The organism is Actinocrinis sp. (genome assembly GCF_035653575.1).
Taxonomy (GTDB): domain Bacteria; phylum Actinomycetota; class Actinomycetes; order Streptomycetales; family Catenulisporaceae; genus Actinocrinis.
The window spans coordinates 1-18787 of the sequence record NZ_DASRBQ010000064.1; the positions used below are offsets into that span (position 1 = coordinate 1).

The 18787-nt window shown below is 69.5% G+C and carries 17 protein-coding genes and 1 pseudogene; 7 read left to right on the forward strand and 11 right to left on the reverse strand.

The genetic code is table 11. The features are described from left to right. Positions 1-439 (reverse strand): annotated as a pseudogene (locus VFA06_RS09160) (FUSC family protein); the annotation flags it as partial. A gap of 55 nt (positions 440-494) precedes the next feature. After that, positions 495-1163, reverse strand: a complete 669-nt coding sequence (locus tag VFA06_RS09165) for an SDR family NAD(P)-dependent oxidoreductase (RefSeq protein WP_324840017.1) — start codon at positions 1161-1163, stop codon at positions 495-497. Positions 1164-1701: 538 nt separating this feature from the next. Between VFA06_RS09165 and VFA06_RS09170 the strand changes: the two genes are divergently transcribed. Beyond that, positions 1702-2346: a hypothetical protein gene (locus VFA06_RS09170; protein WP_324840018.1), complete on the forward strand. Its 645-nt coding sequence runs from the start codon at positions 1702-1704 to the stop codon at positions 2344-2346. 25 nt (positions 2347-2371) lie between these two features. Here VFA06_RS09170 and VFA06_RS09175 read toward each other — a convergent pair whose 3' ends face one another. The 4 genes from VFA06_RS09175 to VFA06_RS09190 all read right to left on the reverse strand — a co-directional run bounded on the left by VFA06_RS09175 (position 2372) and on the right by VFA06_RS09190 (position 6620). Next, entirely contained in the window at positions 2372-3199 is an 828-nt protein-coding gene (locus tag VFA06_RS09175; protein ID WP_324840019.1) for a DUF1295 domain-containing protein, read from the reverse strand. A 6-nt stretch (positions 3200-3205) separates the two neighbouring features. Then, positions 3206-4504, reverse strand: coding sequence for a cyclopropane-fatty-acyl-phospholipid synthase family protein (locus VFA06_RS09180; RefSeq protein WP_324840020.1), 1299 nt, complete (start codon positions 4502-4504; stop codon positions 3206-3208). Further along, a complete protein-coding gene (locus VFA06_RS09185; RefSeq protein ID WP_414639859.1) occupies positions 4501-5193 on the reverse strand; it encodes a DUF1365 domain-containing protein in 693 nt (230 codons plus the stop codon). The genes VFA06_RS09180 and VFA06_RS09185 overlap by 4 nt, the downstream gene beginning before the upstream one ends. A gap of 86 nt (positions 5194-5279) precedes the next feature. Next, entirely contained in the window at positions 5280-6620 is a 1341-nt protein-coding gene (locus VFA06_RS09190) for an NAD(P)/FAD-dependent oxidoreductase (protein WP_324840022.1), read from the reverse strand. A 164-nt stretch (positions 6621-6784) separates the two neighbouring features. On the opposite strand from VFA06_RS09190, the gene VFA06_RS09195 reads away from it, so the two are divergent. Then, positions 6785-7543: an alpha/beta hydrolase gene (locus VFA06_RS09195; RefSeq protein WP_324840023.1), complete on the forward strand. Its 759-nt coding sequence runs from the start codon at positions 6785-6787 to the stop codon at positions 7541-7543. 11 nt (positions 7544-7554) lie between these two features. On the opposite strand, the gene VFA06_RS09200 is transcribed toward VFA06_RS09195, so the two are convergent. Further along, entirely contained in the window at positions 7555-7812 is a 258-nt protein-coding gene (locus VFA06_RS09200) for an FAD-binding domain-containing protein (RefSeq protein ID WP_324840024.1), read from the reverse strand. A gap of 155 nt (positions 7813-7967) precedes the next feature. On the opposite strand from VFA06_RS09200, the gene sigK reads away from it, so the two are divergent. From sigK to VFA06_RS09215, 3 genes are all read left to right on the forward strand, one after another. Further along, on the forward strand, positions 7968-8549 hold the full coding sequence (gene sigK / locus VFA06_RS09205; RefSeq protein ID WP_324840025.1) for an ECF RNA polymerase sigma factor SigK: 582 nt from the start codon (positions 7968-7970) through the stop codon (positions 8547-8549). After that, the gene (locus VFA06_RS09210; protein ID WP_324840026.1) at positions 8546-9436 is read left to right on the forward strand and encodes an anti-sigma factor; all 891 of its coding nucleotides are present in this window, start codon (positions 8546-8548) and stop codon (positions 9434-9436) included. The genes sigK and VFA06_RS09210 overlap by 4 nt, the downstream gene beginning before the upstream one ends. A gap of 245 nt (positions 9437-9681) precedes the next feature. Next, a complete protein-coding gene (locus tag VFA06_RS09215; protein ID WP_324840027.1) occupies positions 9682-10965 on the forward strand; it encodes a PQQ-binding-like beta-propeller repeat protein in 1284 nt (427 codons plus the stop codon). Positions 10966-11014: 49 nt separating this feature from the next. Here VFA06_RS09215 and VFA06_RS09220 read toward each other — a convergent pair whose 3' ends face one another. Continuing rightward, positions 11015-11680, reverse strand: a complete 666-nt coding sequence (locus tag VFA06_RS09220; protein ID WP_324840028.1) for a phosphoribosyltransferase — start codon at positions 11678-11680, stop codon at positions 11015-11017. 45 nt (positions 11681-11725) lie between these two features. Beyond that, a complete protein-coding gene (locus VFA06_RS09225; protein ID WP_324840029.1) occupies positions 11726-13330 on the reverse strand; it encodes an FAD-dependent oxidoreductase in 1605 nt (534 codons plus the stop codon). Between the two features lie 328 nt (positions 13331-13658). On the opposite strand from VFA06_RS09225, the gene VFA06_RS09230 reads away from it, so the two are divergent. Both VFA06_RS09230 and VFA06_RS09235 read left to right on the forward strand, forming a co-directional pair. Continuing rightward, on the forward strand, positions 13659-14318 hold the full coding sequence (locus VFA06_RS09230; RefSeq protein WP_324840030.1) for a TetR/AcrR family transcriptional regulator: 660 nt from the start codon (positions 13659-13661) through the stop codon (positions 14316-14318). A 109-nt stretch (positions 14319-14427) separates the two neighbouring features. After that, on the forward strand, positions 14428-15954 hold the full coding sequence (locus VFA06_RS09235) for an MFS transporter (protein ID WP_324840031.1): 1527 nt from the start codon (positions 14428-14430) through the stop codon (positions 15952-15954). Positions 15955-16093: 139 nt separating this feature from the next. Here VFA06_RS09235 and VFA06_RS09240 read toward each other — a convergent pair whose 3' ends face one another. Both VFA06_RS09240 and VFA06_RS09245 read right to left on the reverse strand, forming a co-directional pair. Next, positions 16094-16891: an SGNH/GDSL hydrolase family protein gene (locus tag VFA06_RS09240; RefSeq protein WP_324840032.1), complete on the reverse strand. Its 798-nt coding sequence runs from the start codon at positions 16889-16891 to the stop codon at positions 16094-16096. A 181-nt stretch (positions 16892-17072) separates the two neighbouring features. After that, a complete protein-coding gene (locus VFA06_RS09245; protein WP_324840033.1) occupies positions 17073-18746 on the reverse strand; it encodes an amidohydrolase in 1674 nt (557 codons plus the stop codon). Positions 18747-18787 lie beyond the last annotated feature (41 nt).

The following is an 18787-nucleotide window of genomic DNA, read 5'->3' on the forward strand; positions in this document are numbered from 1 at the left end:
GCGTCGCCGGATCCGCGCGGGTGAACTGGGAGACGAAGTACAGCTGAAAGCTGATCAGGCCGAGGCCGGTGCCGCGCGGGCCGAATCCGCGGATGTAGACGGCGGTGAAGATCAGCGCGACGAACAGGACGTCGGACGCGCCGCGGTGGTGGAACAACTCGGCGCCCACGGCCATCACCGCGGCGGCCACGCAGAACCCCAGGGCCAGGGTGACGGCCTGGTCGCGGGGACGCGGGTCGCTGATCGCGAAGGAGGCGACCATCGCGGCCAGCGCCCCGGCGACCAGGAGCGTGACCGGCATCCCCAGCAGGCTGAGGGCGAGAAGGGTCAGCAGGATCGCGGCGACGACGGTGCACGCGTTGGAGAGCCGCAGCAGGCCGGGATCGGACGCGCTGAAGCGGTCCCAGAACTCGTCCCATGCCGTTCGGATCCGTCGCACGCCCCGTCGTCGTCTCCGTCCTCAGTCTCTACGAGCGGAATACCGGTCGTGGCGGTCAGGATCTTTGTTCCTCATCACCACTGCCCGGCTTGGTCATGCCACCCTGCATCTTCCCCTTCGCCGGATCGGACATCACCCGCCCGGCCGCGGCCTGGACCTTGTTCTTGAACGAGCCGGCGACGACGTGGTCCTTGCCGGCCATCATCGCCTCGTAGCCGTCGCGGGCGACCTCCGCCGGGTCGTCCTTCGGCCCCTGGCCGATCTTGGTGTCCACCATCCCGGCGCGTTCGAAGAACTCCGTGTCCGTCGGACCGGGCATCAGCACGGTGACGGTGACGCCGCTGTCCTTCAGCTCCTGGCGCAGCGACTGCCCGAGCGAGGACAGGAACGCCTTCGAGGCCGCGTAGACCGAGTGGTAGGGACCGGGAGCGGTCGCCGCAAGGGCATCGACCGCACGGCCGTCGGACTGCGCCGCCGCGACGAGCTGTTCCACGCCGTCGAAGGTGGCCAGGTCGGCCTGCACCGCCTTGACATGCGCTCCGTGCGCGGTCAGTTCGGTGGTGGCCTCGCGCAGTTCGTCGTCCTCGGCCGCGATCACCAGGTCGAATCCGTGGTCGGCGAACTCGCGGGCCAGCGCGCGGCCGATGCCGCTCGACGCGCCGGTCACCACCGCGAGCGGCCGGGTCGCGGCGTCCATGGCCGCGGTGTCAGTGGTCGTCGTCATCAGCCGTTCTCCTCGGCCGCGTCGTTCGGGTTGCTCAGGTTGCTCGGTTGGCTTGGGTCGCTCGTCTCGGCCTGCATCTGAATCGCCGCCGGCGCCCATCGGGAACTTGTCGACGACTCCGCCGAGGACGCCGTCCACCGAGAGCATGCCGCCCTTGCGGCAGGCCGACCAGGCGTTCGCCCCGCTTGCGCGCGTACGCGGCGCCCGCTCCGACGGCACCCATGACCAGCAGCGCCTTGCTGCGGGGGTGGCTGGTTAGCGATGTCATGCGGCGCCGGGTACCCGTCAGCCTGCGGTCAAACTCGCCGAAATCGGCACAGAGGTCGGGTACTGCCGGTCGTTAACGGAGATCGAACGAGAGTGCTACCTGACGTTAGATCGCCAGGCTCTTCCTAGAATCGGAGACGGCTGCGAGGATAAAGCATCCGGGAGTGCGACCGGGAAGGCGGTGGGCTGACTAATGACCTTCCACAACCCCGCGGAAGCGGCTCGCCGATTGGCCGAGCAGGTCCGAAGACTCCGACCGGAGCGGCCGGTCGTGATCGCCCTCGCGCCGCGGGGGGTGCCGCTGGCCGTCAACCTCGCCGCAGTCCTCCGAGCTCCGCTGGACGCCGTGCTGGTGCACGAGCTGGCGGTACCGGGCTGTCCGCCCGGTGTGCTCGGCGCCGTGGGCGAGGACGGCGTGTCGGTTTTGAATCGCCCGCTGGCAGCGCGGCTCGAGGTCGATGCGGAGTTGCTGGACAAGACCGCGCAGTATGCGAGCGCCCGCACCGAGGATTTGCGTCGTGCGCTGCGTGAACAGCTACCGCAGCAACCGCTTGAGGGGCACACAGCTGTGCTCGTGGACGCCGGTGTCGCGACCGGAGCGGGTGCGTCCGTCGCGGCGACCATCCTGAGGCATCGTGGTGCCGAAAGGTTAATGCTCGCGGTGCCGGTTGGCGCTCGCAGCGCGCTACGGCAGCTCGGCGGCCAAGTCGACGCACTGCTGTGCGTGCGCGAGATGCCGTGGCCGCGGCCGGTGCACGAGTGGTACGACGAGTACCCCGAACTGGGCGATCACGAGGCGCGGCAGCTGCTGGTCCAGTCGGCTCACGAGCTCGGCCGGGAGGCACTCGCGATGGCCGGGGCCGGCGCTCATGGCGGCGCCCGTGGCCGTGCCGCGCAAGCGATGTTGGCGCGTTAGCCGCGGGAGACCTTGCCGGGCTAAGTCACGAACGCTCTGCGGTACGCGCGATCGGACGGCGCGGCGGAAGAGGGATGAAACCGCTCGTCTGAGTGGCGTACTCGGCGTAGTCGGGCCGGGTCGCGATCATGTGCTGTTCGGTGAGCGGCTTACCGCTGCCCTTAGTGAGCAACCAGGTCATGAGGGCTGGAGACAGGATCGTGCACAGGACGGCCCACTGATCCACGCCGAGGATGAACAGGCCCCACCACACGCACGCGTCGCCGAAGTAGTTCGGATGCCTGGTGTAGCGCCACAGCCCGGTGCGCATCAACTTGCCGCGGTTAGCCGGGTCCGCTTTGAAGCGCTCCAACTGCCAGTCGCCGACTGCCTCGAAGAAGAGGCCGATCGCCCACAGGATCGCGCCCGCGATCGCCGCGGCGCCGAGTGGGCGTTCGCCGAACTCGACCGCCTGGACCGGCATCGAGATGAACCAGACCAGCGCCGCCTGACCGAGGTAGACCCGCGTGTACGCGTACCAGGTGCGGCTCCCGCGCGCCTTGGACAGCAGTTTCTCGTAGCGCGGATCCTCCGGTGCGCCGCGCCCTCGCCGCGCGATGTGCCCGGCCAGGCGCAGCCCCCAGACCGCGGTCAGCGCGGTAGCCAGGACGCGGCGGCCGAGATCGCCGTGTCCGGCCGAGAGCGCGCACGAGACCACGGCGACGATCGTGAACGCCAGTCCCCAGGCGACGTCCACCACGCGATGCTTGCCTAGGGCGAGGCCGACGCCGAAGACGGCGGTCATGAACGCGAGCGCGCATCCGGCGGTAATCAGCAGGTTCCAGCCCCAGGCGGAGAGCGCTGTGCCCGACATGGCGGATCAGGCTCCCGACGGCAGGGTCGCGCCCGGCCTGACCGCGAGGATCTGGTCGACTCCCATGCGGCCCTGCTCGAAGGCCAGCGCGCCGCCGACGAGGTACAGCCGCCACACGCGCGCGGTCTCCAGGCCGACCATGTCTACGACCTCCTCCCACCGCGCCTCGAACTTCTCGGTCCAGGCACGAATCGTGCGCACATAGTGCTCGCGCATGCCCTGCACGCCGATGACCTCGACGCCGCCGCGCTCCAGCAGCGCCACCGTCTCACCGAGCGGCCGCATGTGCATGTCCGGGGCGATGAAGCGCTCGATGAAGGCGCCGCCGCCGGGCGCGACCGAGCCGCGCGACATCTGCTGCACGAGCAGCCGGCCGCCGGGCACCAGCAGGTCGTGCAGCCGCTTCGCGAAGGCCGGATACTCGCGATCGCCGACGTGCTCGCCCATCTCGATCGTGGACACCGCGTCGAATCCGGTCGGCGAGGTCACGTCGCGGTAATGCGTGAGCTTGACCTCGGCCCGGTCGCCGAGACCGGCCTTCTCGATGCGGGCGCTCACGAACCTGGCCTGCTCGGCGGAGAGCGTGACGCCGAGGACGCGGACGCCGTAGTGCTCGGCGGCGTGCAGCAGCAGCGCGCCCCAGCCGCAGCCGATGTCCAGCATCCGCTTGCCGCGGCTCAGTTCCAGCTTGTGGCAGATCAGGTCGAGCTTGTCGCGTTGCGCGTCCTCCAGGGTGTATTCGGGGTCGCTCGAAGTCCAGTAGGCGCAGGAGTAGGCCATCGATTCGTCGAGGATGAGCCCGTAGAAGTCGTTGGACAGGTCGTAGTGGTGCGCGATGGCGGCGCGGTCGCGCGATCGCGTGTGCCGCGGACCGCGCAGCTTGGCCTGCGTCGCGGGCGCCGCGGGGCGGGGGCCGAGCGCGCCCAACCGCGCCGCGGTAGGCAGAGCCTTGATCAGCGCGGCCACGCTCGGCCTGGGGCGGGGAGTCGCCGCGTTGCGTGCCGGTGCGCCGGCCGGGGTGGCGATCTCGGGCCGGAATCGGCGCAGCGCCTCGCCCAGATCGCCGTCCAGATCCAGGTCGCCGGTGACGTACGCCTGGGCGAGACCCAACTCGTTCGGGTGCCAGGCGAGGCGGCGCAACGCGGTCGGGCAGCGCAGGGTGACGGTCGGTTCGGATGCGTTAGGGCATTGCGAGCCGGAAGGGCCGCCGGTCTCGCTGCCGTCCCAGGCTCGCAGCCGGATCGGCAGCGAGGTGCCGGTGAGGGAGGTGTACAGCTCGGCGAGTTCGTGGGCTGTGTTGCTCATCGGACAAGCCTCTCCGGACGCGACTCGGTCGGGCGGGGAATGACTTTCAGGCCGCGCAAATAGAGCTTGATGCCCTGCACGCGGATCCGGACACTGACGATCTGCGGAGCCAGCGGTAGCCGCAGGGCGGTGCGCAGCACGTTCCAGGGCGTCGCGGGTCGTCGGACGCCGCGCAGGCTGGCGACGAACGGCGCACGCCCCGGCAGGTCGAGGCGGATGGAGAGCGCGAGCCGATCGTCCGGCTCGGGCAGCAGCATCTGGTAGGTTCCCTCGATCGGGATGAACGGCGAGACGTAGAACTCCTTGTCAGCGCTGGCTCGGCCGAGTTCGTCGGGGGAAAGCAGGTAGCAGTGCAGGCCGCCGTAGGTGTTGTGAACCTCGGCGATGACGCAGCGCAGTTCGCCGTCGCGATCGTGGCACCAGTAGACGGTCAGCGGGTTGAACACGTAGCCGAAGACTCGCGCTCCCGCGAGCATCAGGACTGTGCCGCCGTGAAGGTCGATCCTGCGTTCGGCCAGATAACGGTCCACGTTCTCGCGGAGCGGATGTGCCGGGTCGCCGAGGTGGTCCGAGGCGTGGAAACCGGCGAGGTAGCGCAGTGGGCCGGGTAGTCGCGGCGGCCGGTCGAGGTCGATCAGCCACAGGTACGTGCGGTACGTGAAATCGTTGCGGATCGGTTCCGTGCGCACGTGCCGCAACTGACACACGTACAGCGCAGCGTCGCCCCTTCCAGCTTTAACCAGGGGTCTGTCGCTAGATGAAGCCTCGGGCGCACTCACCACGTCACCCCGAATGCCTCTGCCGCCGCGACGCCGGAAGCGCAGCCGTCCTCGTGGAATCCCCAGCCGTGGTAAGCCCCTGCGAAAGCCGTCCTCGCGGTGTTGAGCAGTGGGAGCCGTGCCTGAGCGGCAACGGACTCCGGTGTGTAGACAGGATGCTCATACATCATCCGCGCCAGCACTCGCTCGGGCCGGATGCGCTCCGTCGCGTTCATCGTGACCAGGTAGTTCGTCGGCTCTTCCAACCGGTGCAGCCGGTTCATGTGGTAGCTGACGACTGCGGCCTGGCCGGTGCCGTGGCCGTAGTTCGGGCGTTTCGCGCATCCCGCGAGCAGGTAGTTCCACGAGCCGCGCGCGGCCCGGGCCCGAGGCAGCAGCGCGGCATCGGTGTGCAGCAGCGTCTCGTTGCACGAGTACGGAATCGCGCCGAGCACCGCCCGCTCGGTTTCGGTCGGGTCGGCCAGCAGCCGTAGCGCCTGGTCGGCGTGCGTGGCGATGACGACGCGGTCGGCCGTGTGCTCTTCTCCGGCGTCGTCGACTATGCGCACGCCCTCCGCGCCGCGGCTGATCGCGCGTACCGGAGTGGACACGTGCACTGCCGTCAGGCCTTTGACAGCCCGCTCGACGTAGGTGCGCGATCCGCCGACCACCGTGCGCCAGCGCGGCGATCCGGTCACCGCGAGCATGCCGTGATGGTCCAGGAAGCGGAACAGATACCGCGCGGGATACCGCTCTACGAGGATTGATCCGGTCGACCAGACCGCGGAGACCAGCGGCACCATGAAGTGGTCGGCGAAGAACCGCGAATATCCGCCGCCACGCAGGAAATCGCCGAGCGTCAGGTCCGGATCGTCGCGCTCCGGCGGCTCCCGCAACAGGCGGCGCGCCTGCCGGTGGAATCGCTTGATCTCGCCGAGCATGCGCAGGTAATCGGGCCGCAGCGCGGTGTCCGGCCGGGCGAACAGGCCGAGCAGGCCGCGCGCCCCGGCATATTCGAGGCCGCAGCCTTCACAGCGCACGCTCATCGACATGTCGGTGTCCTGGGTCGTGACGCCCAGCTCGCCGAAGAGCCTGGTGAGCAGCGGGTAGGTGCGCCCGTTGTGCACGATGAACCCGCTGTCCACCGCGATCGAGCGGCCGCCGTGCCCGGCGAGTTCGTGGGTGTGCGCGTGGCCGCCGAGTCGCGGGTCCGCCTCGAACAAGGCCACGTCGTAGCGTCGTTGCAGCAGGTAGGCGGCGGTCAGGCCGGAAACCCCGGACCCGATGACCGCCACCCTGCCACGGCTGGACGCGCTCCCGCCGGCGTCCCCGGCCCGATCCGCCGTCGGCGGAGTCATCGATCACGCCCCTTTCGGGTAGCAGCTTCGGTACTGGTTCGGCGCGTGGGTCGGGCCGGATTGGTGTGTCGCGGCGGACTGGTCCGGAACCAAACCGGCCCGCTTCCGGCTCCGAACCGGGTTATGTGGCGAAGCAGACTCGCGAGTGGCATAGCGCGGCAGATGTGGAAGAAGAGGAGAAGGCTCTGCGGTACGACGCGGCTGAACTGCGGCCAGGACTGCGGATCATGGCGCCCGGCGCGCGGACGACGAGCGTCGTCCTGCTCATCCACGGCGGCCGGGCGAGGAGCCGGGAGCCGGTGGCGCGCGGCAGCCTGCCGCTGGCGCGGATGCGGATGTTCGCCCCGGCGATTCTCGGCGCGGCGCGCGGCCAGGGCACGTCCGTGGCGCTGCTGCGTGACCGCTATCGAGGCTGGAACGAGCCGCACGCCGACCCGGTCGAGGACGCGGGCTGGGCGCTCGAGGAGATCGAGCGGCGGTTCGGCGCGGTCCCGGTGGTACTTGTCGGCCATTCGATGGGCGGACGGGCCGCGCTGCGGGTGGCGGGCCATCCGGCGGTGCGGGGTGTGGCCGCGCTCGCGCCGTGGGTGCCTGATCGGGAGCCGGTGGCGCAGCTCGCCGGGCGCACCGTACTGGTCGCGCACGGCGACCGCGATGCGATGACCAGCCCGGCCGACTCGCTCGCGTACGTGCGGCGGGCGGCAAACGTGGCGGACCGGATCTGCTTCTGGCAGGTCCGCGGCGCCCGGCATGCCATGCTGGAGCGGCCCGGGTATTGGCACGGCCTGGTGCGCGACTTCGCCCTCGGCGTGCTCGGTATCAGGCCAATGACTCAGGACCTCGCGGACGCGCTGGACGCCGGGGCGCTCGATCTGGGTGCGCGCGTCGCGAACGGTCGCCGGCACGTCAGCCGCCGGCGGTGACGCTCCTCGCATCAGACCTCTGCCTGCATCGGCATGGTCCACGGTTCGGCGAGGTGGCCGCGCGGCACCCACCTGAGCTCGGGAGCGTATTCGTGCACGTACTCACCCTCCGGGTCATAGCGTTCGAGATGCGGCGTCGGGTTGTACACACGGTGGAAAGCCGGTCGCGGATCAACGCCGCCCGAAGCGACCCACTGCAACTGCCGTAGTTGTTTGGCCGGTCCCCGAATCACCGTCGCCGGATGGTTCGGGACCGCGATCGCCGACACGCGTAGCGCGGCAATCCGCGGGGCCGACGGCTCCGAAGCAAACTTGAGAGGATCACTGTGCCGGAACGCGGCCGAGGCGCGCAGTTGGTGGGAGAACCGTGACGGATCGAGCTTCTTCGCGGGCGGGTGCGGACCGGCCCGCCGGGTTGCGCGGCGTGCGCGATCCCGAGACCGGCGGGTCCGGCGCGGACCGGCCGACGACTGAGGAGTGTCTGCGCAAGGTCGCGCTCGGGGATCGCGACGCCTTCGATCACGTTTACGCGGTCTTCGCCGGTCCGGTCTTCGGGCTGGCCAGGCGGGTGCTGCGGGATCCAGCGCAGGCCGAGGAGGTGGCCCAGGAGGTTCTGGTCGAGGTGTGGCGCACGGCCAGCCGGTTCAACCCGGAGCTCGGCTCCGCGCAGGCCTGGGTGATGACCATGGCGCATCGCCGCGCGGTGGACCGGGTGCGTTCCGAACAGGCGGCCGAGGATCGTGAGGCGAGATTGGCGCGTTCGTCGGCGGTGGTCGACTACGACGACGTGGTCGAGACGGTGGAAAACCGCCTGGACCAGCAGCGCGTGCGCAACTGCCTCGGCGGGCTGACGGAGTTGCAACGCGAGTCGGTCACTCTCGCGTATTACAGCGGGTACACGTATCCGCAGGTTGCGCAGCTGCTCTCGGTGCCATTGGGCACCGTCAAGACGCGGATGCGCGACGGATTGGCCAGGCTGCGCGACTGCCTGGGAGTGGGGCGATGACTATGAACGCGATGCCGGATGTGCACACGCTGACCGGTGCGTACGTGTGCGATGCGCTCGCCCCCGCTGAGCGTGAGGCGTTCGAGGAGCACCTGGCACAGTGCTCGGCGTGCAGCCAGGAGGTCGCGGAACTGCGTGAGGTCACTGCGGTGCTGGGCAAGGCCGTAGCGCTGGAACCGCCGGCTCGGCTCAAGTCAGCCGTCGATGCGCGTGTCGCCGTTACCCGGCAGCTCCCGCCCGAGGTCAGCGGCGAGTTCAACGACCTTGGCAGCGGCAGCACAAGCGAGAGCGGCGCCAGCGGCGGGCCTTCACCCGAAGCTGAGCGGTCCGGTGCGGAACGGTCCGATGCAGAACGGTCCGACGCGGAGCGGTCCGGTGCACAGGTAACGCCGATCGGGGACGCACCGAGCCGGCAGCGTCGGCGCGGGCTCGCCTGGAGCGGCTGGGCCGCGGCGGCCGCGCTCGCCGCAGTGGCGATCGGCCTCGGCGTGCACTCCGCGAACCAGCAGCGCCAGCTCAACGCGCTGTCTCAGCAGGCCGGCGTCGTGCAGCAACTGCTTTCCGCACCTGACGCCCGCAGCGGCCGGGCCGCGGTGCGCACCGGTGGCACGGCGATGGTGCTGGACTCGCGCAGCCGCGACGAGGCGGTGATCTCGTTCACCGGACTGTCGGCTCCCCCTGCGGGCAAGACGTATCAGCTCTGGATGATCGGCCCGACCGGCGCGCGCTCCGGCGGCCTGCTGGCGATCCCCGCCACGGGGAATCCGAGCCCGGTTGTAGCGCACAACCTCGGTGATGCACAGACCATCGGACTGACCGTCGAGCCCGCCCACGGCTCGGCGCAACCGACCACCGCGCCGATCCTGCTGCTGCCAATGGGGTCCTGATCCGGGCTCGTGACGTGAGTTCGTGATCCGGGTTCGTGACCTTACAAGATCGCGGATGTTTCAGCGGTTCTTACGGAGTGATATCCGATCATGCGCTAAAGCACGGCCGCTGCGACACTGGGGCGATGCGTAGTCGCAGACTCGTGATCACGGCTGCCCTAGGGGCGTTCGCCGCGCTGGCGTCGGCGTGTTCGTCAGGCGGTGGAACGTCTCCATCTGCGGCGTCCACGAATCCGTCGAAACCGATGCCGCAGGCAACCGCGACCGGGACGCCGGTCGCTGTCGGCGCGTCCGACTGGGTCACATTCCATCGCGACAACGCGCGCAACGGCACCGCGGCCGGCGTCACACATCCCGGCAAACTGACCGTCGCATGGCGTGCACACCTCGACAGCGCGGTGTACGGGCAACCGTTGCTGCTCGGCGGGATGGTCATCGCGGCGACGGAAAACGACTCGGTCTACGGCCTCTCCTCCGCCGACGGGCACGTGCTGTGGCACACGACCGTAGGCCGTCCCGAGCCGCTGTCCCAGCTGCCCTGCGGCAACATCGACCCGCTCGGCATCACCGCGACACCCGCGTACGACCCGGTCACCGGTTCGTTGTTCGTGCTCGCCGAAACCGAGGGCAGGCATCACATTCTCGCCGCGCTCGACCCGACGACCGGCGGCGTTCGGTGGACCCGGACCGCCGAGCCGGCCGCGGGCGATTCCGCCGACGCGCAGGAGCGCGGAGCCCTGACCGTCGCGTTCGGCCGGGTCTACATCCCGTATGGCGGCTTGGCGGGAGACTGCGGCAACTACGTCGGGGCGGTCGTCGCGATCCCGACCAGCGGCAGCGGCAATCAGCTCTCGTATGGGGTGCCGACGCCCCGCAACGGAGGGATCTGGACGCCCGGCGGCGTCGTCGTGCACGGCCAGACCCTGCTGGCCGCGGTGGGCAACGGCGCGGAGACCGGCAACTACGACGGCAGCGACTCCGTACTCGAACTCACCCCGGATCTGAAGCGGGCCGATTTCTTCGCGCCCACCGAGTGGTCCGCCGACAACGCCGCAGACCTCGACCTCGGTTCCATGTCGCCGACGGCGGTCAACGGCTACGTGCTGATCGCCGGAAAACGCGGCACCGCCTATGTGCTGAACCCTGATCATCTCGGTGGGATCGGCGGTCAGATCGCGCAGATGCCGCTGTGCGCGGCCTATGGCGCCGCGGCAGTGGACGGATCGACGGCGTACCTGCCGTGCCGCGGCGGCATCAGGGCCGTGACCGTGGACGCCAAGGGCGTGTCCGTGCTCTGGCAAGCGGATCCGCAGTCGGCAGCCGACCCGCCCGCGGTGGGCGGCGGCGCGGTGTGGTCCATCGACGACGGCGCCGGGATCCTGTACGCGCTCGATCAGCGCACCGGCAAACAGATCGCACAGGTGCAGGTCGGCAAGGGCCCGCACTTCGCGTCGCCGACGCTCGGCCAGGACCGCGCCTATGTCGGCACCTTGGCCGGAGTCACCGCGGTCGGCATCTCCGCTTCCTGATTTCGTCGACCGCCACGAAATCAGCGCTCTCCTATCGCTCTCTTCAGTCTCACGGTGCTGCGTCGGCGCGGGCGAGCAGATCGACCACCTCGGCGTCGGTGAGCTGCTCGAAGTCCTCGTACCAGTTGCCGACCGCGACCATCGGTTCCGGGGCGCACAGCCAGACCAGCTCGTCGGCGACGCGGCCGAGCGCGCCGATCAGCTCCGGCGGCAGCACGGGCGTGGCCAGCACCACCCGCGCCGCGCCGCGCTGCTTGACGACCAGGCAGGCGGCCCGCGCGGTGGCGCCCGTGGCGATCCCGTCATCGATCACGACGACCGTCCGGCCCTCGATCGGGACGGGATCGCGGCCGGCCCGGTACGTCTGCGCGCGCCGCAGCAGTTCCGCCGACTCGCGCTGCTCGACCTCAGCGAGCAGCTCCTCGGTGATCCGCTCGTGCCGCAGCAATCCTCGGTCCACGACGCGGCTTCCGCCCTCGCCGATCGCGCCCATGGCCAGCTCAGGCAGCCAGGGCACGCCGAGCTTGCGTACGACGATCACGTCCAGCGGCGCATGCAGGGCGCGCGCGACTTCGTACGCGATGGGCACACCGCCGCGCGGCAGCCCGAGGATCACCGGCCGCTGGTCACGTAGGTACTCCAGGCGAGCGGCCAGGCGGCGGCCCGCAGCGGCTCGATCCGCGAATCGCGCTTCCAGCTCCTGCTGCATGTCCATCTCCACCACCTCCGCTCCTGCTATGTAACGCATCTTGCTCTCGGGTTACCGAGGCTCGCCACACCACTCAGTCAACGCCTTACGCACCGCGGACGCACGGGCCGTCGGGTCCTTTTCATCGCTCGCCCACGCCACGTATCCATCCGGCCGCACTAGCAGCATCGGGTGCTTCACCTCGGCGCTCACGGCGTAACCAACGTCGGCCTTCCAGTCCTCGGCGAGCTGTGCGTCCTCGGCGGATTGGCCGATAAGCACGAACCGGCGGTCGCGAAGCCGCTCGTACAGCCGTCCGTCGCTGAGGCTGAGGTCGCCGATGCGCTTGCCGACTTCAGCGTGCCCGCCGGATGCGTCGGTAAAGACGGGCGTCTTCGCGTAGTCGATGCCGATGCCGCTGACCGTGTCCGTCGCGCGGTGAGCGATGACCGGGACTCGCACCGCGGCGCTGCTCAGCACGTCACGCGCGGTACGCGCGGCCAGCGACTTGATCAGCGCGAGCCGCACGAGAGCGCCGCTGCTGCGAAGGACCTGGCGGCCGACCGGGTGCCGTTCGGCGTGGTAGCTGTTCAGCAGCCGCTCGGGATCGGAGGTCTGGCCGTTGAGCACGGCCGCCAGCTTCCAGCCGAGGTTCGCCGCGTCCTGGATGCCGGTGTTCATGCCCTGGCCGCCGGCCGGCGAGTGGCAGTGTGCGGCGTCTCCGGCCAGAAACACGCGCCCTACGCGGTACTCGGGCACCTGGCGCTCGTCGCTTTGGAAGCGGGACATCCAGCGCGCCTCGGCCAGGCCGAAGTCGGTACCGAACGCGCGCTCGAGGACTTCGCGGATCTCGGACAGCTCAAGCGGAGCGCTCGGCGGTACTTGGTGGTCCCGGTTCCAGCAGAAGGTGCGGTACCAGCCATCACCGAACGGCGCGACGAAGGCGAAGACGTCGCCTACCGCGGCAACCGTCAGCACATCCGTCGGCGGTTCGGCGAACCGTACGTCCGCGAGCATCAGGGATCGGACGACTGGCTGGCCGGGGTAAGGCAGCCCGAGCGCGTCACGCACCGTGCTGTGCACGCCGTCCGTGCCGACCACGTACTTCGCGCGGTAGACCGATTCGGCTTCGTCGTCGGCCGCCGCGTCGCCGTTCCCCGCTGCGGTGCCGTTCCCCGCAGCCTCGCCTGACACCGCTACCGGCCTGACCCGCACCGAGACGCCCTCAGCGTCCTGGCTCAGCCCGACCACGCTGACTCCGCGCAGCACTCGCGCGCCGGCCGCGACCGCCCGCTCCTCCAGCAGCCGCTCCACGTTGAACTGCGGCGTGACCAGCAGGTACGGAAAGCGGCTTGGCAGCTGCGCGAAGGAGATGGACACCTTCCCGTACAGCCGCAGCCCGTCCACCGTGGTGCCGGTCTCGATCAGCCGATCGGCCAGGCCGCGCGCGTCGAGCTGCTCCAGGGTGCGGGCGTGGACCGCGAACGCGCGGGTGGTGGTCGTGTCGGGCGGGCCGACGCGGCGTTCGAGCACCGTGCACGCGACGCCGCGCTGCGCGAGGTCTCCGGCGAGCAGCAGCCCGGTCGGCCCCGCTCCGACGATCACCACGTCCTGGCCCTGCTCAGCGGCCTGACCGGCGTAAATGCTCTCTCGATCCGAGTGGTTCGACTGCGTCATCGCGCGTCACCGCCTTCTGATTCGCTCCCGTTTCGTCTTCAGCGTAGGTCCGCCCCAGCCGGAAAGTCAACAAGCGTTGGCCAACTAGCGTTGGCAGATTCTACGCCGGACCGGGCCGCCCTGTCCTGCGCCACTGCCGGGCCTCGACCGCCGCTTCTTGTGTCGACCCGGGCAAACCGGCAAGCATGGACGCGACGGCGGGCGACCGCTGTGACATGGATCACATTAATTACTGAACGAAACGGTTTCGTACAGCAGGCGGTTCGGGATAGAGTTCCGATACGAAACGGTTCCGTACACCGGTGAACCGCCGGGAAGGAAGGGCATCGTGGTCGACACCGAGATCGATCTGCGCGGGCTGGACCTGCCGGAGCCTCGTGGCTCCCGGCGCGGTCCCGAGCGGCGCGAGGCGATCTGCGACGCGGTGTTCGAACTGCTCGGCGAGGTCGGTTACGACCGGATGACCATGGACGCGGTCGCCACGCGCGCCCGCGCCAGCAAGGCGACCATCTACCGGACCTGGCCGGACAAGCCGGGCCTGGTGGCGGAGGCCCTGGTCTCCCGGTTCGGGCCCACCCCCGATGCCCCGGACACCGGCTCCCTGCGCGGCGACCTCATGGCCTTGATGTCCCGTGCGTGCGAGTTCATCAACAGCCCGGACGGCGAGGTCATCACAGGCGTGCTGACCGCGGCCGCCCGCAACCCGGCGCTCGGGCGCACGGTGCACGAGTGCACCTATGAGTCCAAGCACTGCATCAACGAGACCATCATCCGCAACGCCGCCGCTCGGGGCGAGATCTCACCCGACGCCGACCCAGAACTGCTGCACGAAGTCATGTACGCGCTGATCCTCACCCGCAAGCTGACTTCGGACGAGCCGTTCGACGAGGAATACAGCAAGCACGTAGTGGACGACGTCGTGATCCCGCTGCTTCGGTCACGCTGCCGTGACGAGGGCGCGGCGGCTGGTGGCAACCGCCGCGGGTAACGGCTCGCCCGGTTCTGTCGGTGCCGGGTCGTAGATTCATTCAGACGACGCGGAGTACTAACCCGCGCGCTCACGGGGTGCGCTTGCAAGTCCCTTGGAGGGGAAATCCATGTCCGAAAACACCGCCGTCTCACGCGCCGCGACAAACGGCTCGCATCCACCGGACCAGGTGGAGCACGACCCCAAGCGCTGGCTCGCGCTGGTCGTCATCGCGATCGCTCAGCTCATGGTGGTGCTCGACGCGACGATCGTGAACATCGCGATGCCGTCCGCGCAGCGCCAGCTGCACATCGACGACGCCAACCGCCAGTGGATCCTGACCGCCTACACGCTGGCCTTCGGCGGCCTGCTGCTGCTCGGCGGCCGGATCGCCGACTACGTCGGGCGCAAGCGGGTCTTCCTGATCGGCCTGGTCGGCTTCGCCGGCGCCTCGGCCCTCGGCGGCGCGGCGCAGAACGAGGGGATGCTGTTCGCGGCCCGCGCGCTGCAGGGCGCGTTCGGCGCGATCCTGGCCCCGGCGGCGCTTTCGCTGATCACCGTCACCTTCACCGACGTGAAGGACCGGGCCAAGGCGTTCGGCGTGTTCGGCGCCATCTCCGGCGTCGGCGCGGCCATCGGCCTGCTGCTCGGCGGCGTGCTGACCCAGTACACCAGCTGGCGCTGGTGCCTGTTCGTCAACATCTTCATCGCCGTGATCGCGATCGCGCTGGCCGTGCCGATCGTCAAGGAGAGCAAGGCCGAGGGCAACACCCGCTACGACATCCCGGGCACGCTGATGTCCAGCGTCGGCATCGGCGCGCTGGTCTACGGGTTCACCGAGGCCGCCAAGCAGAACAGCTGGACCTCGACCTCCGTGCTGGTCTCCTTCTCCATCGCCGCGGTGCTGCTGGTCGGCTTCGTGATCCTGGAGGGGCGCATCGCCAACCCGCTGCTGCCGCTGCGGGTGGTCTGGCACCGCAACCGGGGCGGGTCGTTCCTGACCTCGATCATCCTGGGCGCGGGCATGATGGGCATGTTCCTGTTCATGACCTACTACTTCCAGCAGATCCAGCACTACTCCCCGCTCAAGAGCGGCGTGTCCTACCTGCCGTTCTCCGGAGCGCTGATCGTCACCGCCGGCGTGGCGAGCGGTCTGCTGCCGCGGATCGGCCCGCGGGCGATCATGACCTTCGGCGGCGCACTGGCCACCGGCGGCATGGTCTGGCTGACCCAGCTGCGGGCGGACTCGTCCTACGTCGGGATGATCCTGCCGGCGTTCATCATGCTGGCGGTCGGCATGGGCTGCGTGTTCGTGCCGCTGGGCAACACCTCGCTGACCGGTGTGGCCAACCACGACGCCGGCGTCGCCAGCGCGATGGTCAACACCACCCAGCAGGTCGGCGGCTCCCTCGGCGTGGCCCTGCTGAACACGGTGTTCACGACGACGATCCTGTCGTACGGCACCAACCACCACACCTCGCCGGCCTCGCCGCTGGCCCAGGTGCACGGCTACAACGTGGCCTTCACCATCAGCGCGATCCTGCTCGGCCTGTCCACGCTGGTCACCTTCCTGTTGATCCGCAACGACCCGGCGCAGACCGTGGGCGGCGAGGGCGCGGGCGCCGAGGCGCCGGCCGCGGTCGTGCACGTCGGCTGACGCGGCGACGAGCCTTACGAGGTAACCGAACCGCAAACGCGGCGCTGGGGCCTTCCTCCACCTCTGAGGTGGAGGAAGGCCCCAGCGCGTTGTGGGTGGAGCCGGCCGCCCCGGTGGGTCGAGGCGGCCATGGGGGGCCTTAGGCCTTGGCGGCGAACACCGGGTAGTAGCCGTTCGCTTGGCCAGCCGCGGTCGGGTGGTAGGAGTCGCCGAAGTTCGTCCAGTCCACCGAGTTCAGCCAGCTGTTGCTGTCGCAGATCTCGTGCCCGGAGAAGGAACCGCGCACGTCGCCGAAGATCGCTCCGTGCCGGGCCGCTGCCTGCTGGATGAGCGAGTCGAGCAGGTTGATGCCCTCGTCGATCTTGGCCCGGCTCGTGCCGCTGAGCCCTATGCAGCCGGAGGAGGCGTTGAGGTCGTAGAAGTCGGGATAGTCGAGGAAGACGATCGTGGCGTTCGGCGCCTTCGCCTTGATCGAGTTCAGCACGTTGTCATAGGCGGCGGGCAGCGTGGACTGGGCCTGGCTCTCCGCGCTGTTGACCGCGCTGACGCAGGAGCTGGTGCCCCAGATGACGCAGGTCTCCATGACGCTGCTGAAGCCGACGTCGTTGCCGCCGATGGTGAACGAGACCAGCGTGGTGCCGCTGTTGACCGCGGACAGCTGGCTGCTCAGCAGGTCGCTCGTGGTCGCCCCGGAGCAGGCGGCGAAGGTGAAGGAGGAGGGACTGTTGTTGTTCGCCCACAGCTGCGGGTAGGCACCCGAGCTGCGGTCGCAGGACCCGCTGTTTCCATAGTTACCGGCGCCGAGGCCGGAGGAGTAGGAGTCGCCGAGCGCGACGTAGTTGGCCGACGACGCGTTCGCGGGTAGGGCCGTGAGCAGGACTGCGGCCGCTGTGGCGGCCGTGGCGGTGAGCGCGACAAGGGTATGACGCGGACGCAAGGTTCCCTCCGGGATGTGGAGTGGAGTGTGGTGCAGCTAACACATCTGTAACTCCGTAACGGCGCCCCGGAAAGGCCGAATACGTCCTATGCGAAGATTTTGCTGTTCGGCACATTCGACGTTTATGCAGGTAAACCGAATATTAATGATCGAAATGTGAATCAGGGTTCATATTCTCTGCTCAGCCCTCGTAGACGATCTCGCCGCCCGCCAAAGTCAGTACCGCCCGCGCCGCGCCGATCCATGTCCGCGGCGCGGCGAACACGTCACGATCCAGCACCGCCAAGTCGGCGCGCTTGCCGACCTCCAGCGAGCCCGCATAGGACTCCGCGTGGCAGATGTGCGCCGATCCCGCGGTGTACGCGGCCAGGGCGTCGCCAAGCGTGAGCGCCTGATCAGGCAGGAAGGCCGGGGTGCCGGGTGGCGCGTCCGGAGCGGTCCGGTTGACGGCGACGTGCACGGCCTGGAGCGGATCAGGGGTCGAAACCGGCCAGTCGCTTCCCGCGGCGAGCGTCGCGCCGTCCCGCAGCAGCGCGCCGAATGGATACTGCTGCGCGTAACGTTCCGGCCCGAGCACGGGCTCGTTCAGCGCACGCATCTGCGCGTCCTCGGCCGCCCACAGCGCCTGGATGTTCGCCGTGACACCGAGCTGACGGAAGCGCGGAATGTCTCGCGGATGAATGACCTGGACGTGCGCGATGTGATGCCGGTTGTCGGTGGCTCCACTGCTGGCACGCGCCGCCTCGAAGGCGTCAAGAGCCTCGCGCACGCCGCGGTCGCCGATCGCATGCACGTGGACCTGGAATCCGAGCGCGTCGAGCCGCGTGACCGCCTCGGCCAGCAACGCCGCATCGAGATAGCTGTGCCCGGTGTTGCCGGTGGTGTGGCCCGTGCCGTCGTAGTAAGGGCCGAGCATCGCGGCGGTCAGGTTCTCGCAGATGCCGTCCTGCATGATCTTGACGGTCCCCGCCGTGAACCCGCCGCTTCCCCGGCTCACTGCCACGTCGAGGTTCGCAGCCGCGGCCCGGCGCTCGACCAGATCGGCGATCTGCTCCAGGCCGCGGTTGCGGTCCCACCACAGCGCACCGGTCACGTGTGCGGTCAGCCGTCCTTCTCGGGCCGCACGCAGATAGGCAGGCAGGATGTCGTCATAGCCCAGATATCCGCCGACGATCGCGTCCTGCCAGCCGGTGATGCCGAAGGAGTGCAGGTATCGCTGCCCTTCAAGCAAGGCATGCAGATAATCGTCTTCGGTCAGCCGTGGCGCGTGCCGACCGACGAGGTTCGCGGCATCCTCATGAAGGGCGCCGGCCGGTGAACCGTCGGGCTCTCGCGCGATGCGGCCACCGGTCGGGTCCGGGGTGTCGCGGTCCACTCCAGCAGTGCGCAGCGCGGCGGAATTGGCCCAGGCGTCGTGGTGATCTCGGTTCAGCAGGAAGACCGGACGATCGGGAACCACCTTGTCGAGCAGCGCGCGGCTCGGCGCGCCGCCGGGGAATTGGTCCATCGACCAGCCGCCGCCGACGATCCACGGCAGGTCCGGGTGGGCTTCGGCATACGCGGCCACCCGCGCGACCGCCTCGCCCGCGTCGCGCGTCCCGGTCAGATCGCAGCGCAGTCGTTCCGCGCCGCCGAAGACCGGATGTACGTGCGCGTCGATGAAGCCGGGAAGCACGAGCCGCCCACTCAGCTCTACCACGCGTGTGCGCGGGCCGATCATCGCGCGCGCATCCTGCTCCCCGAGCGCCACGATGATGCCCTGGCGCACCGCAACCCCTGACGTCCACGAGCGAGCGGCGTCTGCGGTGAAGCACGGGCCGCCGAGCAGCACAAGATCAGCAGGAGCTTGGGTCATGCGCAGGAGCATTGCACGCGCCGACAAGGCGCTCCTACCGA

Bases quoted from the DNA above. Each gene is read 5' to 3' on its own strand.
- VFA06_RS09165 (WP_324840017.1), bottom strand. From the start codon at position 1,163: ATGACGACGACCACTGACACCGCGGCCATGGACGCCGCGACCCGGCCG.
- VFA06_RS09175 (WP_324840019.1), bottom strand. From the start codon at position 3,199: ATGTCGGGCACAGCGCTCTCCGCCTGGGGCTGGAACCTGCTGATTACC.
- VFA06_RS09180 (WP_324840020.1), bottom strand. From the start codon at position 4,504: ATGAGCAACACAGCCCACGAACTCGCCGAGCTGTACACCTCCCTCACC.
- VFA06_RS09190 (WP_324840022.1), bottom strand. From the start codon at position 6,620: ATGACTCCGCCGACGGCGGATCGGGCCGGGGACGCCGGCGGGAGCGCG.
- VFA06_RS09210 (WP_324840026.1), top strand. From the start codon at position 8,546: ATGACTATGAACGCGATGCCGGATGTGCACACGCTGACCGGTGCGTAC.
- VFA06_RS09215 (WP_324840027.1), top strand. From the start codon at position 9,682: ATGCCGCAGGCAACCGCGACCGGGACGCCGGTCGCTGTCGGCGCGTCC.
- VFA06_RS09220 (WP_324840028.1), bottom strand. From the start codon at position 11,680: ATGGACATGCAGCAGGAGCTGGAAGCGCGATTCGCGGATCGAGCCGCT.
- VFA06_RS09225 (WP_324840029.1), bottom strand. From the start codon at position 13,330: ATGACGCAGTCGAACCACTCGGATCGAGAGAGCATTTACGCCGGTCAG.
- VFA06_RS09235 (WP_324840031.1), top strand. From the start codon at position 14,428: ATGTCCGAAAACACCGCCGTCTCACGCGCCGCGACAAACGGCTCGCAT.
- VFA06_RS09245 (WP_324840033.1), bottom strand. From the start codon at position 18,746: ATGACCCAAGCTCCTGCTGATCTTGTGCTGCTCGGCGGCCCGTGCTTC.